We start from the raw sequence: 12,919 nt of genomic DNA, 5'->3' as shown, positions 1-12,919 counted from the left end.
GACGGGCCCTTCTCTTTTGTGTGGAAATATCCTGGGGGTGTGGGGGCAAAGCCCCCGCCAGCTACTTCTCCGGCACCAGCCCCCGCGGCGCAAAGCGCAAGACCAGAAGCAGCACCAGTCCCAGCGCGATGAAGCGCATATGCGGCGCGCCGCCCAGCATATGGCTGCGGAAAGCGCCTTCGGGCAGGGGCAGGGTGATCAGCCGCATCAGTTCCGGCCCCCAGACCTCGGCCTTGATCCACAGGAACCAGATCAGCACCGCGCCCAGCACCGCGCCCCAGTTGTTGCCCGAGCCGCCGACGATCACCATGACCCAGATCAGGAAGGTATAGCGCAACGGGTTGAAACTGTTGGGCGACAGAAGCCCGTCCAGCGTCACCATCATCGCCCCGGCCAGGCCGATCACCGCCGAGCCGATGACGAAGATCTGCAAATGCCGGCGGGTGACATGCTTGCCCATGGCCTCGGCGGCGGTCTCGTTGTCGCGGATCGCCCGCATCATCCGGCCCCAGGGCGATTTCAGCGCCAGTTCCGCCAGCAGGATCAGCGCCAGCAGCACCGCGCCGAACAGCCCGGCATACATCAGCTTCACCCAGATGCCCGAGGCCGTGCCGGGGTCCATGCCCCATTCGGCGGCCTTGGCGACGAAGCCCGGATCGCTTTGCAGGTCCAGCTCATAGGGCACCGGGCGCGGGATGCCCGACATGTTCTTGACCCCGCGCGCCAGCCATTCCTCGTTGCGCATCACCGCGACGATGATCTCGCCGATGCCCAGCGTGGCGATGGCCAGATAGTCCGAGCGCAGCCCCAGCGCCACTTTGCCGACACCCCAGGCCGCGGCGGCGGCGAACAGCGCGCCGACCGGCCAGCTCAACAGCACCGTCCAGCCCAGGCCGCCGATATTGCCGGCGGCGGCCGAGTTGTTCGCCTCGATCGCCGCGACCGCCGGGTCGAAGAGGTAACGATACAGCACGAAGCCCGCGACCAGCACCGCGATCATCGCCACCACCCGCAGCGGCCCGGCGATGCGCCGCCAGGCCAGCGCGGCCAGCGCCAGCGTGCCCAGCCCCACGGCCAGCGCCAGGATCACCCGCGGCCCGCCCGCGGCCCAGGCTCCGGCCACCGGCGCGGTCGAGACCAGCACCGGCGCCAGCCCGCCAAGCGCCAGGAACCCCACGACGCCGGCATTGAACAGCCCCGCATAGCCCCATTGCATGTTGACGCCCAGAACCATGATGGCCGAGATCAGCCCCATGTTCAGGATCCCCAGCGCCGTGTTCCAGCTGCCTGAAAACAGGGCGCTGCGAAAGCTGCCCTCGAGGACGAACAGCACGGCCAGGACCAGGAACAGCAGCGGCGCCCGCCATGGATTCGAGGCTTCCGCCTGACGTGTATGCGACATGGGTAACCCTCCTCAGACGGATTTGCCGCGGAACAGGCCGGTCGGCCGGAACAACAGCACCACGATCAGGATCACGAAGCTGACCGCGAACTTGTATTCGGTGGACAGCAGTTGCAGCATGCCATCCGATTGGAAGCCCAGGTAGGCGGCGATCTTCTTCCAGGGATAGGTAACCGCCACCTCGGAAAAGGCGACGATGAAGCCGCCGGCGACCGCGCCCAGCGGATTGCCGAGGCCGCCCACGATGGCCGCGGCAAAGATCGGCAGCAGGATCTGGAAATAGTTGAAGGCCTTGAATGACTTGTCGAGCCCGTAGAGCGTGCCCGCCGTCACCGCCAGCGCCGTGGCGATGATCCAGGTCAGCCGCACCACCCGCTCGGGGTCGATGCCCGACAGCAGCGCCAGATCCTCGTTGTCGGAATAGGCCCGCATCGCCTTGCCGGCGCGCGAGCGGTTCAGGAAGCGGAACAGCGCCCAGCAGGCCAGCGCGGTGACGACCAGCGTCAGCGCCTGGCTGACGCGCAGCGCCAGGCCCTCGTTGAGCCCGGTCCAGGCCTTGAACTCCTGCACCGAGATCAGGAAGCGCGCGCCGTCGTCGAAGCGGACCTCGTTCACGCCGATCTTCGGCGTCATCCGGGTCAGCCCGTTCATGATGAACATCACGCCCACCGAGGCCATGACCAGGATGATCGGATCCGACCGCTTCCGGCGATAGAACCGATAGACCACCCGGTCGGTGGCCAGCACGAAGACCGCGCACAGTGCGATGCCGATGGGCAGCGCCAGAAGCGCGGTCGGCAGCGGCCCCAGGCTGATGCCGATGGCCTGCAAGCCCCAGGTCACCAGGATCACCAGCGCGGTGCCGAAAGCCATGGTGTCGCCATGGGCGAAGTTGGAAAAGCGCAGGATGCCATAGATCAGCGTCACCCCCAGCGCGCCAAGCGCCAGTTGCGCGCCGTATGAGGCGGCGGGGATCACCACGAAGTTCAGGATGGCCACCAGGGCGTTCAGGATGTCCATGCGTCAGCCCCCCAGGAAGGTGCGGCGAACCTCGGGATCGGCCAGCAGCGCGGACCCCGAGTCGGTATAGCGGTTCGCGCCCTGCACCAGGACATAGCCGACGTCGGCGATCTCGAGGGCCTGGCGCGCATTCTGTTCCACCATCAGGATGGAAATCCCGGTGCGGGCGACCTCGATGATGCGGTCGAACAGCTCGTCCATGACGATGGGCGAGACGCCGGCGGTGGGCTCGTCCAGCATGAGAAGGCTCGGCCGCGTCATCAGCGCCCGGCCGACGGCGACCTGCTGGCGCTGGCCGCCCGACAGCTCGCCCGCGTTCTGACGCCGCTTGTCGGCCACGGCCGGGAACAGCTCATAGACCTGGGCCATGGTGTCGCGATAGTCGTCCTCGCGGATATAGGCGCCCATCTCCAGGTTCTCCTCGACCGTCATGGTCGGGAAGATATTGTGCGTCTGCGGCACGAAGCCCATGCCCTTGCGCACCCGTTCCTGCGGGGTCAGCGCGGTGATATCCTCGCCACCCAGCGTCACGCGGCCCTCGCGCAGGTTCAGCATGCCGAAGACCGCCTTCATCGCGGTGGACTTGCCAGCGCCGTTCGGGCCAACGATCACCGCGATCTGGCCCTTGTCCACGGTCAGGGTGCAGCCGTTCAGGATGTCGGCCTTGCCATAGCCGCCGCGCATGTCCGTCGCGGAAAGATAGGGGGACGCCATCAGGGTTTCTCCTGGTCGAAGACGCCGGCCTCGTCGCCAAGGCCGGGCTGGGCGCCATGGCTTTCGCCGGTCACGCGCTCGACCGCTTCCTCGGCCGCGACCTTGTTCTTCAGCCCGGTGCCCAGATAGGCCTCGATCACCGCCTCGTTCTGCATGATGCTGGAGGCGCTGCCCTGCGCCAGCACCTTGCCCGCCGCCATGACGATCACCGGGTCGCAGAGCCGGCCGATGAAATCCATGTCATGTTCGATGACGCAGAAGGTATAGCCGCGCTCCTTGTTCAGCCGCACGATGGCGTCGCCGATGGTGCCCAGAAGCGTGCGGTTCACGCCGGCGCCGACCTCGTCCAGGAACACGATCCTGGCGTCCACCATCATGGTGCGGCCCAGTTCCAGCAGCTTCTTCTGCCCGCCGGACAGGTTGCCGGCCTTTTCATCGGCGACATGGGAAATCGTCAGGAATTCAAGCACCTCGTCGGCCTTCTTGCGCAGCGCGCGTTCCTCGTCGCGGATGCGGCTGCGGCGGAACCAGGTGTTGACCAGGGTTTCCCCGCACTGGCCGGCGGGGACCATCATCAGGTTCTCGCGCACCGTCATCGAGGAAAACTCATGCGCCAGCTGGAAGGTGCGCAGCAGGCCCTTGTGGAACAGCTCATGCGGGGCAAGGCCGGTGATATCCTCGCCCGCCATGGTCACGCGGCCGGAGGTGGGTTTAAGAACCCCGGCAATCACGTTGAATAATGTGGATTTTCCTGCGCCGTTCGGGCCAATGAGCCCGGTGATCGAGCCCTGCTCGATGGTCAGGCTGGCGCCATCGACGGCGCGGAAACCTCCGAAATGCCGGTGCAGGTCATGGACCTGGATCATGTCGCTCCCCAGCTTCATGCCTTGCATGAAGAATTCCCATTAAGGGATTGTTGTATATTGAAGAAAGGGCCCGGATTTACCGGACCCCTTCATGATTGCGGGCCGTTCAGCGGAAGCCGACCACGTTGAGCTTGCCGCCCTTGAAGTCCACCTCGCGATAGACGCCGGCGCTCTCGCCCGGCTCGACCAGCTCGACCGAGGTGGCGCCGACATAGTCGATGTCGGTGCCGGCCGCGAGCAGCTCCAGCCCCTTGGCCAGCTCGCCCGGATAGATCTTCTCGCCCGGGGCGTTGGCGATCTCCATCACCTTGTCCTTGTACACCTTGGGATCCGAGGACTTGGCGGCCTGCATGGCCAGCAGCATCAGGGCGCTCGCGTCATAGGATTCGCCGGCATAGGCCGAGGTGCCGTCGAAGCCCGCCGTCTTGGCCAGCTCGGCGAACTTGTCGTGGCCTTCGCCCTCGGCCGAGGGGTTCTGGCCGAAGGAGGTTTCCAGCTGGGTGCCGAACTTCTCGACCAGCACGTTGTTCACCATGCCGTCGGGCAGCACGAAGGTCGAGAAGGCGCCGGTGTCCAGCGCGCCCTGGATCACGCCCGAGCCGCCCTGGTCGGCATAGCCGGCCACGACCAGCGCGTCGCCGCCGGCGGCGGCCAGCGCCGCGACCTCGGCCGAATAGTCGGCCTTGCCGTCGTCATGGGCCGAAACCACGGTGACATTGCCGCCCTTGGCCTTGTAGGCCTCGGCAAAGCTGTCGGCCAGGCCCTTGCCGTAGTCGTTGTTGGTATAGGTCACCGCGACCGACTTGATGCCATGCTCCAGCACGATGTCGGCCATGACTTCGCCCTGGCGCGCATCCGAGGGCGAGGTGCGGAAGAAGAAGCCCTTGTCGTCCAGCGTGGACAGCGCCGGCGAGGTGGCCGAGGGCGAGATCATCACCACGCCCTGCGGCACGCCGACCTGCTCGACCGAGGCGATGGTCTCGCCCGAGCACATGCCGCCCATGATGCCCTTGACGCCCTCGGCGCTGACGAGGCGGGTGACGGCGGCGACCGAGGCGGCGGCGTCGGTGCAGGTGTTGTCGGCCACCACCGGCGTCACGGTCGAGCCGTCCAGCAGCTTGCCGCTGTCGCTGACTTCCTTCATCGCCAGCTCGGCGCCCTTCTGCATCGCGGGCGAGATCGATTCCAGCGGCCCGGTCAGGCCCAGCGAGATGCCCATCTTGATCTCTTCGGCGCCCGCGGCGCCGGCAAGCAAGGCACCCGCGGCGCTGGCCAGAAGAAGCTTTTTCATTCCTAGTCTCCCTGAGTGGATCGTTGTCCTGTCTGACAGGTTATAAGCCCTCCGGCGAAAAGAAAAGCCGCTTGCGCGGGGCGGCAAGGGACAAATCTGCCGTTTGCCTTGGCGAAATGTCGCGGCCCGAAGATCTTAGCCGCCCCTTTTGCGATAGGGCGTCTCGCCATACTGGGCGCGGTAGCATTTCGAGAAATGCGCGGTGCTGGCGAAGCCGCAGGCGAGCGCGATCTCGATCACGCTCATCTCGGTCTGCGCCAGCAGGTTCTGCGCCCGCTCCAGCCGCAGCGCCATGTAATGCCGCTTGGGCGAGTGGCCGAGATAGCGCGCGAACAGCCGCTCGAGCTGGCGCGGCGACAGGCCGGCGTCCTGCGCCAGCCGCGCCGGGCTCAGCGGCTCCTCGATATTGGCCTCCATCCGCGCCACCACCTGCGCCAGGCGCGGGTGGCGCGCGCCCAGCCGCACCGGCACCGACTGGCGCTGGTGGTCCTCCTCGGAGCGGATCGCGGTGTGGATCATCTGGTCGGCCACCCGCCCGGCCAGCGCCGCGCCGTGGTCGCGGGCGATCTGGCGCAGCATCAGGTCGATGGCCGCGGTGCCGCCGGCGGCGGTCAGGCGGTTGCCGTCCTCGACGAAGACGGTGCGGATCAGGGTGGTGTCGGGGAATTTTTCGGCGAAGGCGTCCTGGTTTTCCCAATGGATGGTGCAGCGCCGGCCGGCGAGCAGCCCGGCCTCGGCCAGCACCCAGGCGCCGGTGCAGAGCGCGCCGATGCGGGCGCCGCGCCGGGCCTCGCGCCTGAGCCAGGCCAGCACCGGGCGCGCGGCGGCGCGGGCGACGTCGAGCCCGCCGCAGACCAGCACGGTATCGCCGCGGCTGCCGTCCTCGAGGCCCCCGTCCAGCATGATGCGGGCGCCGTTCGAGCAGTGGGCGAAGCCGCCGCCCTCGCCGACCAGCCGCCAGTCGTAGAGCGGGCGCCCGGCGATGCGGTTCGCCAGCCGCAGCGGCTCGATGGCGGCGGCAAAGGACGCCAGCGTGAACCGGTCCAGAAGCAGGAAGACATAGCGGGCAGGGCGGGGGACGGCGGCCGGACCCGGCCCCGGATCCGGGGGGATTGCTGGATCATGCTCTGGCATGTCGGTCGCGGCGCTGCTTCGGGTGCAGATCATCAGGCGGATGCGGAGCGCGCAAGGCTTTTCCTTCGCCGCGCCAGGCTCTATATGGCGCAAAGGGCTACATGAAGGACAGGATCATGGCACAGACGAATTCCAGTTCCGCGACCCCGGCACAGGCATGGGACAAGCGTGGCTGGCGCGCCTATCCGCGCGTCCAGATGCCCGACTATCCCGACCAGCCGGCGCTGAACGCGGTCGAGGCGCAGTTGGCGAAATACCCGCCGCTGGTCTTTGCCGGCGAGGCGCGCCGGCTGAAGCAGTCGCTGGCGGCGGTGGCGCAGGGCCGCGCCTTCCTGTTGCAGGGCGGCGACTGCGCCGAGAGCTTCAGCGAATTCTCTGCCGACAATATCCGCGACACCTTCAAGGTCATGCTGCAGATGGCCGTGGTGTTGACCTGGGGCGCGCAGCTGCCGGTGGTCAAGGTCGGTCGCATGGCGGGCCAGTTCGCCAAGCCGCGCAGCGCGCCCACCGAGGTTCTGGACGGGCAGGAGCTGCCCAGCTATCGCGGCGACATCATCAACGGCTTCGACTTCACCCCCGCGGCGCGCATTCCCGATCCGCAGCGCATGCTGGCGGCCTATACCCAGGCCGCGGCCTCGCTGAACCTGCTGCGCGCCTTCTCGACCGGCGGCTATGCCGACATGCACCGGGTGCAGAGCTGGATCAGCGACTTCACCGGCGGCGAGGAAGCCGCGCGCTATCGCGACATCGCCGACCGCATCAGCGACGCCATGGCCTTCATGGCCGCCGCCGGCGTGACCTCGGCAACCGCGCATGACCTGGGGCAGGTGGATTTCTACACCAGCCACGAGGCCCTGCTGCTGGAATACGAGGAGGCGCTGGCCCGGATCGATTCGACGACCGGCCTGCCGGTGGCGGGCTCGGGCCATATGCTGTGGATCGGCGACCGCACCCGGCAGCCCGACGGCGCGCATGTCGAGTTCTGCCGCGGCGTGCAGAACCCGATCGGGCTGAAATGCGGCCCCTCGACCACGGCCGAGGACCTGAAGGTGCTGATGGAGCGGCTGAACCCGGAAAACGAACCCGGCCGGCTGACGCTGATCGCCCGCTTCGGCGCCGGCAAGGTCGGCGACCACCTGCCGCGGCTGATCCAGACCGTCCAGGCCGAGGGCGCCAATGTCGTCTGGTCCTGCGACCCGATGCACGGCAATGTCATCAAGTCCTCGACCGGCTACAAGACCCGGGCCTTCGATTCGATCCTGCGCGAGGTGCGCGAATTCTTCGCCATCCACCGCGCCGAGGGCACCATCCCCGGCGGCGTGCATTTCGAGATGACCGGCCAGGACGTGACCGAATGCACCGGCGGCGTGCGGGCGGTGACGGACGAGAACCTGTCCGACCGCTACCACACCGCCTGCGACCCGCGCCTGAATGCCAGCCAGTCGTTGGAACTGGCCTTCCTGGTGGCCGAGGAACTACGCAGCCGGCGCCTGAACGGCGGCCAGCAGGCCAAGGCCAGCTGAGCGCGGCGGCGGGAACCGAAACGGGCGGCGGGATCATCCCGGCCGCCCTTTTTCATGGCTTGCGTCAGTAGCGGGTGCCGCGCGGCGTGGGATCGACGCCGGTGATCAGGCGAAAGCGGGCGCGGCGCTCCTCGGGCGTGATGGGCTCGGGCGCGGGTGCCGGCTCGGCGCGGGAGCTGGGTTTCCAGGGCGCCGGCGGTTCCTCGAACCCGGCGCGCGAGGGCGACGGTTCCAGCACCTTGGCGCCGGGGATGACCGGGAATTCCTCGTCCGAGACCAGGTCGAAGCGGCGCGGGCTTTCGCCGACCTCGCCCTCGCAGATCATGCAGCCGAGCGCGCGCGTGACATCCCCCAGGTCCGAACGCAGCGGCAGCAGCAGCATGCGCCCCGACATCGCCGGCCGGCCATAGGTGGCCGGCGAATCCAGCACCAGCTCGGCGATCTGCGGGCCGCGGAACACGCTTTCCAGCACGTCCGACAGCCGCCCGCGCGAACTGGTGTTCAGGAAGGCGCAGACCGGCATGCCACGCACCTCCATGCCCATCAGGTCGATCAGGTGCCGCCCGGCCAGGCGAAAGCGCGCCGCCCCCGGCGCGATGCGTTCCAGGATGAAGGCATAGTCCAGCGCCCGGCGGATGCCGCGCGGTTCCACGTCGCCGCGCGCGGGGATGGCGCGGCCCTGGCGCAGCCCTTCCCAATAGCCGCGCAATTCGCCAAGGATCCGCTCGGCCTGCACCGGCTCGTAATCGGCAAGGCGCAACAGCTTGCCCTTGCCGCGCGCGCGCCGCGACACCTCGTCCTCGGTCCCCGGAATGTCGTCTCCCTGGTCCTGCATCATCAGCCCCGACCCACCTGTTCACTCGTAAAAACACTCACACAGTCTGAATCTAAACCTTTCGTTCACCATTTCCGAGAGAATTTTTCCGGCGATGGTTAAAATCAGCGACGCTTTTGCCGGGCCGCGGGGCCGGGTCTTGACCCCGCTGCCGGCCGGGGCCATTCAGGCGGCGCGGGCAGGATACGGGAATGGTCGGGGGCTGAAGGATGGATCTGGGGCGCAACGGTTTGCTGGTGATCCTGTCCTCGCCCTCGGGGGCGGGGAAATCGACGCTGGCGCGCCGGCTGATGGACTGGGACCCGGACCTGCGCTTTTCCGTCTCGGCCACCACCCGCCAGCCGCGCCCGGGCGAGGTCGAGGGCAGCCATTACTATTTCCGCAGCCCCGAAGAGTTCCAGGACATGGTCAAGGCCGGCGAGATGCTGGAACATGCCGAGGTCTTCGGCAATTTCTACGGCACGCCGCGCGCCCCGGTCGAGGCGACGATGCTGGCCGGGCGCGACACGCTGTTCGACGTGGACTGGCAGGGCGGCCAGCAGATCCGGGCCTCGAGCTTGGGCAAGCATGTCGTCTCGATCTTCGTGCTGCCGCCGAGCCTGGTCGAACTGGAGCGGCGGCTGGTGTCGCGCGGCCAGGACGCGGCCGAGGTGATCGCGGCCCGGATGCAGAAAAGTCGCGCCGAGATCAGCCATTGGGCGGAATATGACTATGTCATCGTCAACGACGACCTTGACCGCAGCACCGATAGCCTGATCACCATCCTGAAGGCGGAACGGCAGCGCCGGGACCGGCAGGTGGGGCTTGGCCCCTTCGTTCGCGCCCTGATGGAGGAGGAGAGCCGATGATCTGGGAACTGGACGGGATCACCCCGCAACTCGACGCCGAGGCCTGGGTGGCGCCCGGCGCGCAGCTGATGGGCCGCGTGGTGCTGGAGGCGGGGGCCAGCGTCTGGTTCGGCGCCGTGCTGCGCGGCGACAACGAGGAGATCCGCGTCGGGCGCGGCTCGAACGTGCAGGACCTGAGCATGTGCCACACCGACATGGGCTATCCGCTGACCATCGGCGCCAATTGCACCATCGGCCACCGCGCCATCCTGCACGGCTGCACCATCGAGGACGGCGTGCTGATCGGCATGGGTGCCACGATTATGAACGGCGCCCGCATCGGCGCGGGCTCGCTGATCGGCGCCGGCGCGCTGGTCGCTGAGGGCAAGGAGATCCCGCCCGGCTCGCTGGTCATGGGGGCGCCGGGCAAGATCCTGCGCCAGCTCGACGACATCGCCCGGGCGCAGCTCTTGAAATCGGCCGAGGGCTATCGCCGCAACGCCGCCCGCTTCCGCAAGGGACTGACACGGGCCTTCGAGGGATGATCGAGGCGCGCCTGCATGCGCTCTTGCGCGGCGTGCCGGTGGCGATGCTGGTCGTCGACCGCCAGGCCCGGATCATGGGTGCCAACGAGCCGGCCGAGGCCCTGCTGGGCCCGGTTCCCGGCGGGCGGCCCTTCGTCACCGTGCTGCGCCAGCCCGAGGTCAACGCGGCGCTGGACGGGGTGCTGGCCGGGCAGCAGGACCGGGCACAGCTGAGCCTGGCGCTTGGCGCCGCCGAACGGCGGGTGTTCTGCGCGGTGACGGTGACGCGGCTCGACGCGCCGGGGCTGGCCGGCGCCACGGTCGCGATCGAGGACCGCTCGCGCGACGAGGAAACCGAGCAGATGCGCCGCGATTTCGTCGCCAATGTCAGCCACGAATTGCGCACGCCGCTGACCGCGCTGATGGGATTCATCGAGACGCTGCGCGGCCCGGCCCGCAACGACGAGGCCGCGCGCACCCGTTTTCTCGACATCATGGAGCGCGAGGCCGGGCGGATGAACCGGCTGGTCGCCGACCTTCTGTCGCTGAGCCGGGTCGAGCAGGACGAGCGCCGGCGCCCGGCGCAGAGCCTGGACCTCGCTGCCTTGCTGCGCGGGGTGGTGGCGACGCTGAACCCTGCGGCGGGCGCGGCCGGGGTGCGGCTGGAACTGACCGGCGCCGCCGGGAAGGCGATGATTCCGGGCGATGCCGACCAGCTGGTGCAGGTGTTTCACAACCTGGTCGAGAACGCGCTGAAATACGGCGCCGGCGGCGGCGTGGTCACAGTCACCTTGGAGCATCTGGGACACGAGCCAGTGCTGCGCGGCCCGGCCTGGTCGGTCTCGGTCGTCGACCGCGGCGAGGGGATCGACCAGCAGCACCTGCCGCGCCTGACCGAGCGCTTCTATCGCGTCGACACCCATCGCTCGCGCGAGCAGGGCGGCACCGGGCTGGGTCTCGCCATCGTCAAGCATATCATCAACCGCCATCGCGGCCGGCTGCGCATCGAAAGCACCCGCGGCCAGGGCAGCCGCTTCACCGTGATCCTGCCGGAAAAGATCGGCCGGATCTGAGGTTTGCGCGTATCTGCCGGAATCATGGGCAGGTTTACCGGATGTAAGGGATTTCGGTGTTCATTGAAAGTTCTCGACATGATGTGAGGACTGAACATGATCCGATTCCTGGCCGTGGCCCTGGCCATCTTTTCGCTCGCCGGTTGCGCGACCATCACCCGCGGCACCAAGGACGTGCTGGTGGTGAACTCCAACCCGCAAGGCGCGCAGGTGAAGCTGAGCAATGGCGAGACCTGCGCCGGCACGCCCTGCACCTTCAAGCTGCCCCGCAAATCCGAACTGAATGTAGTGGTCAGCAAGGACCGCTGCCAGCCGCAGCAGATCCGCGTGACGAACCGCGTCGCCGGAGGCGGCGGTGCGGCCATGGCGGGGAACGTGGTCTTCGGCGGCATCATCGGCGCCGGCGTCGATGCCGGCAGCGGCGCGATGCTGGAACTGGTGCCCAATCCGGTCGAGGTCTCGCTGGACTGTCGGAAGTGAATCGGCCGGGGCCGGTTGCGCGGCCCCGGCGCCTGATCCCGGCCTATGATCCGTCAGCCGTACGGGGCGGGTCAAAAAAGCCTGGGGCATCGAGCCCGAGGTGCGCCTAATAAAATCAATAAGTTGCGAGTCGTTTTGTAACACAAATTTGCCCTTTGTAACGGGCTAAGTGACGTTGCGTCATGACATGAAAAAGCCCCGGTCGTGCCGGGGCTTTTGGTTGCTGTGAGCGTCGCGGGTCAGGGGCTAATCAAGCCACAAGCCATAGTCGTTTGCGACCTCAACAAGCCTGCGCTTGTAATTTTGCAGGCCCTGCATCTGCCGATCCCGCTTGGCATCGGTCACGCAACGCTCTTCTTCTTCCTCCAACTTGCGCATGTAGGCATCAAGGACCGCCACGCGGTCAACGTCGGACAGCCGGTCAAGGGTGCTACGGCGGGGGATGTAGATTGACCGTGCCACCATCATGCGGCCTCCTGCGCTTTCAGGCGCGCCAAGATCAGCCGTGCAGCAACAGAATAGGTTCGGCCTTTCGTTTGCCAGTCGTCGGCGTTCTTCCAGTTGCCGATAGCGTCGCGAACCTCATGCCACAAAGGTTCAGGGATTCGACCAGTATAGTTCCATACGCCGCCACATGCTTGGATTAGGTCGAGGCGGGCGCGTTCTGCGCCTTCCTCATCATCATTGATTTGGTGCCACCACGTCAGCTTGACATGAAAGTTCTCGCGGGCGCTGATTGCTTTCTGCATCATGCGACCTCCTTCTGGATTTCGTTGAAGCGGCGCATCGCCTCATCTTGCGCCGCCTTCATGGCATCAAGACGCTCGCGCATCGCCTGCCGTTCGTCGTGCAGTTCCTCGCCGGGATACACGTCAACCTCTTGCTGAGCGTGGCGCTCCACATCCAGCAGGATCATATCCAGCATGGATTGCGGCAGGTCATGTCCGCGCAGCAAGGCGCACATATCCAGCATGTCGCCATGTTCCTGCCGGTCGTCGGGCAGGGATTGGATGCGCGCAATCGCGTAAGCCAGCGCCTTGGCGACGATATAGCCATCGCGGTCGGTGATGCTTGCCGCCTCGGGGGTTGGGGTGTTATTGTTTGCCATACTGGCGTTCTCCTTGTGGTTGCTGGTTTCGTTGCTGGTCGGATTCGTCTCGGTCATCAGTGATCCTCTAATCTGATGGGTTTCGTCGGTAGTCTTTCGACAGGGGCGGGCTTCCACGGTCT

15 protein-coding genes are annotated in these 12,919 nt (G+C 67.2%); 5 read left to right on the top strand and 10 right to left on the bottom strand.

The window, feature by feature from the left end; genetic code table 11:
* Positions 1–61 precede the first annotated feature (61 nt).
* From ASV56_RS12475 to ASV56_RS12450, 6 genes are all read right to left on the bottom strand, one after another.
* Positions 62–1,402, bottom strand: a complete 1,341-nt coding sequence (locus tag ASV56_RS12475; RefSeq protein WP_062562416.1) for a branched-chain amino acid ABC transporter permease — start codon at positions 1,400–1,402, stop codon at positions 62–64.
* Between the two features lie 12 nt (positions 1,403–1,414).
* The gene (locus ASV56_RS12470; RefSeq protein ID WP_062562415.1) at positions 1,415–2,422 is read right to left on the bottom strand and encodes a branched-chain amino acid ABC transporter permease; all 1,008 of its coding nucleotides are present in this window, start codon (positions 2,420–2,422) and stop codon (positions 1,415–1,417) included.
* Between the two features lie 3 nt (positions 2,423–2,425).
* Positions 2,426–3,136, bottom strand: coding sequence for an ABC transporter ATP-binding protein (locus ASV56_RS12465; RefSeq protein WP_062562414.1), 711 nt, complete (start codon positions 3,134–3,136; stop codon positions 2,426–2,428).
* Complete coding sequence (locus ASV56_RS12460) at positions 3,136–4,002, bottom strand: ABC transporter ATP-binding protein (RefSeq protein WP_062563303.1); 867 nt, start codon at positions 4,000–4,002, stop codon at positions 3,136–3,138. The genes ASV56_RS12465 and ASV56_RS12460 overlap by 1 nt, the downstream gene beginning before the upstream one ends.
* 106 nt (positions 4,003–4,108) lie before the next feature.
* Positions 4,109–5,293 carry an ABC transporter substrate-binding protein gene (locus ASV56_RS12455; protein ID WP_062562413.1) on the bottom strand — a complete coding sequence of 395 codons (1,185 nt, stop codon included), beginning with the start codon at positions 5,291–5,293 and terminating at the stop codon, positions 4,109–4,111.
* Between the two features lie 135 nt (positions 5,294–5,428).
* Positions 5,429–6,427, bottom strand: a complete 999-nt coding sequence (locus ASV56_RS12450) for a GlxA family transcriptional regulator (protein ID WP_062563302.1) — start codon at positions 6,425–6,427, stop codon at positions 5,429–5,431.
* A gap of 116 nt (positions 6,428–6,543) precedes the next feature.
* Between ASV56_RS12450 and ASV56_RS12445 the strand changes: the two genes are divergently transcribed.
* Positions 6,544–7,950 carry a class II 3-deoxy-7-phosphoheptulonate synthase gene (locus ASV56_RS12445; RefSeq protein ID WP_062562412.1) on the top strand — a complete coding sequence of 469 codons (1,407 nt, stop codon included), beginning with the start codon at positions 6,544–6,546 and terminating at the stop codon, positions 7,948–7,950.
* A 64-nt stretch (positions 7,951–8,014) separates the two neighbouring features.
* Here the strand turns inward: ASV56_RS12445 and ASV56_RS12440 are convergent, their stop codons facing one another.
* Positions 8,015–8,785 carry a PAS domain-containing protein gene (locus ASV56_RS12440; RefSeq protein ID WP_156429157.1) on the bottom strand — a complete coding sequence of 257 codons (771 nt, stop codon included), beginning with the start codon at positions 8,783–8,785 and terminating at the stop codon, positions 8,015–8,017.
* A gap of 215 nt (positions 8,786–9,000) precedes the next feature.
* Between ASV56_RS12440 and gmk the strand changes: the two genes are divergently transcribed.
* The 4 genes from gmk (at position 9,001) to ASV56_RS12420 (ending at position 11,689) form a co-directional block, all read left to right on the top strand.
* On the top strand, positions 9,001–9,633 hold the full coding sequence (gene gmk / locus ASV56_RS12435) for a guanylate kinase (RefSeq protein ID WP_062563301.1): 633 nt from the start codon (positions 9,001–9,003) through the stop codon (positions 9,631–9,633).
* Positions 9,630–10,157, top strand: a complete 528-nt coding sequence (locus ASV56_RS12430; RefSeq protein ID WP_062562410.1) for a gamma carbonic anhydrase family protein — start codon at positions 9,630–9,632, stop codon at positions 10,155–10,157. Before gmk ends, ASV56_RS12430 begins: the two co-directional genes overlap by 4 nt.
* A complete protein-coding gene (locus tag ASV56_RS12425) occupies positions 10,154–11,209 on the top strand; it encodes an ATP-binding protein (protein WP_062562409.1) in 1,056 nt (351 codons plus the stop codon). The genes ASV56_RS12430 and ASV56_RS12425 overlap by 4 nt, the downstream gene beginning before the upstream one ends.
* Before the next feature lie 96 nt (positions 11,210–11,305).
* Positions 11,306–11,689: a putative periplasmic lipoprotein gene (locus ASV56_RS12420; protein WP_062562408.1), complete on the top strand. Its 384-nt coding sequence runs from the start codon at positions 11,306–11,308 to the stop codon at positions 11,687–11,689.
* Between the two features lie 246 nt (positions 11,690–11,935).
* Here the strand turns inward: ASV56_RS12420 and ASV56_RS12415 are convergent, their stop codons facing one another.
* The 3 genes from ASV56_RS12415 to ASV56_RS12410 are packed head-to-tail and all read right to left on the bottom strand — an operon-like array spanning position 11,936 to position 12,854.
* The gene (locus tag ASV56_RS12415; protein WP_062562407.1) at positions 11,936–12,157 is read right to left on the bottom strand and encodes a hypothetical protein; all 222 of its coding nucleotides are present in this window, start codon (positions 12,155–12,157) and stop codon (positions 11,936–11,938) included.
* A complete protein-coding gene (locus ASV56_RS23595) occupies positions 12,154–12,441 on the bottom strand; it encodes a hypothetical protein (protein ID WP_172823770.1) in 288 nt (95 codons plus the stop codon). The genes ASV56_RS12415 and ASV56_RS23595 overlap by 4 nt, the downstream gene beginning before the upstream one ends.
* The gene (locus ASV56_RS12410) at positions 12,438–12,854 is read right to left on the bottom strand and encodes a hypothetical protein (protein WP_062562406.1); all 417 of its coding nucleotides are present in this window, start codon (positions 12,852–12,854) and stop codon (positions 12,438–12,440) included. The genes ASV56_RS23595 and ASV56_RS12410 overlap by 4 nt, the downstream gene beginning before the upstream one ends.
* Between the last annotated feature and the right edge of the window lie 65 nt (positions 12,855–12,919).

The organism is Paracoccus aminovorans (assembly GCF_001546115.1).
GTDB classification, from domain to species: Bacteria; Pseudomonadota; Alphaproteobacteria; order Rhodobacterales; family Rhodobacteraceae; genus Paracoccus; species Paracoccus aminovorans_B.
Note: the sequence above shows the minus strand (reverse complement) of the source record. Positions and strands in the feature narration are given on the sequence as shown.

Bases quoted from the DNA above. Each gene is read 5' to 3' on its own strand.
- ASV56_RS12460 (WP_062563303.1), bottom strand. From the start codon at position 4,002: ATGATCCAGGTCCATGACCTGCACCGGCATTTCGGAGGTTTCCGCGCC.
- ASV56_RS12430 (WP_062562410.1), top strand. From the start codon at position 9,630: ATGATCTGGGAACTGGACGGGATCACCCCGCAACTCGACGCCGAGGCC.
- ASV56_RS12420 (WP_062562408.1), top strand. From the start codon at position 11,306: ATGATCCGATTCCTGGCCGTGGCCCTGGCCATCTTTTCGCTCGCCGGT.
- ASV56_RS12415 (WP_062562407.1), bottom strand. From the start codon at position 12,157: ATGATGGTGGCACGGTCAATCTACATCCCCCGCCGTAGCACCCTTGAC.
- ASV56_RS12445 (WP_062562412.1), top strand. From the start codon at position 6,544: ATGGCACAGACGAATTCCAGTTCCGCGACCCCGGCACAGGCATGGGAC.
- ASV56_RS12465 (WP_062562414.1), bottom strand. From the start codon at position 3,136: ATGGCGTCCCCCTATCTTTCCGCGACGGACATGCGCGGCGGCTATGGC.
- ASV56_RS12470 (WP_062562415.1), bottom strand. From the start codon at position 2,422: ATGGACATCCTGAACGCCCTGGTGGCCATCCTGAACTTCGTGGTGATC.
- ASV56_RS12425 (WP_062562409.1), top strand. From the start codon at position 10,154: ATGATCGAGGCGCGCCTGCATGCGCTCTTGCGCGGCGTGCCGGTGGCG.
- ASV56_RS12410 (WP_062562406.1), bottom strand. From the start codon at position 12,854: ATGACCGAGACGAATCCGACCAGCAACGAAACCAGCAACCACAAGGAG.
- ASV56_RS12440 (WP_156429157.1), bottom strand. From the start codon at position 8,785: ATGCAGGACCAGGGAGACGACATTCCGGGGACCGAGGACGAGGTGTCG.
- ASV56_RS23595 (WP_172823770.1), bottom strand. From the start codon at position 12,441: ATGATGCAGAAAGCAATCAGCGCCCGCGAGAACTTTCATGTCAAGCTG.
- ASV56_RS12475 (WP_062562416.1), bottom strand. From the start codon at position 1,402: ATGTCGCATACACGTCAGGCGGAAGCCTCGAATCCATGGCGGGCGCCG.
- ASV56_RS12455 (WP_062562413.1), bottom strand. From the start codon at position 5,293: ATGAAAAAGCTTCTTCTGGCCAGCGCCGCGGGTGCCTTGCTTGCCGGC.
- ASV56_RS12450 (WP_062563302.1), bottom strand. From the start codon at position 6,427: ATGCCAGAGCATGATCCAGCAATCCCCCCGGATCCGGGGCCGGGTCCG.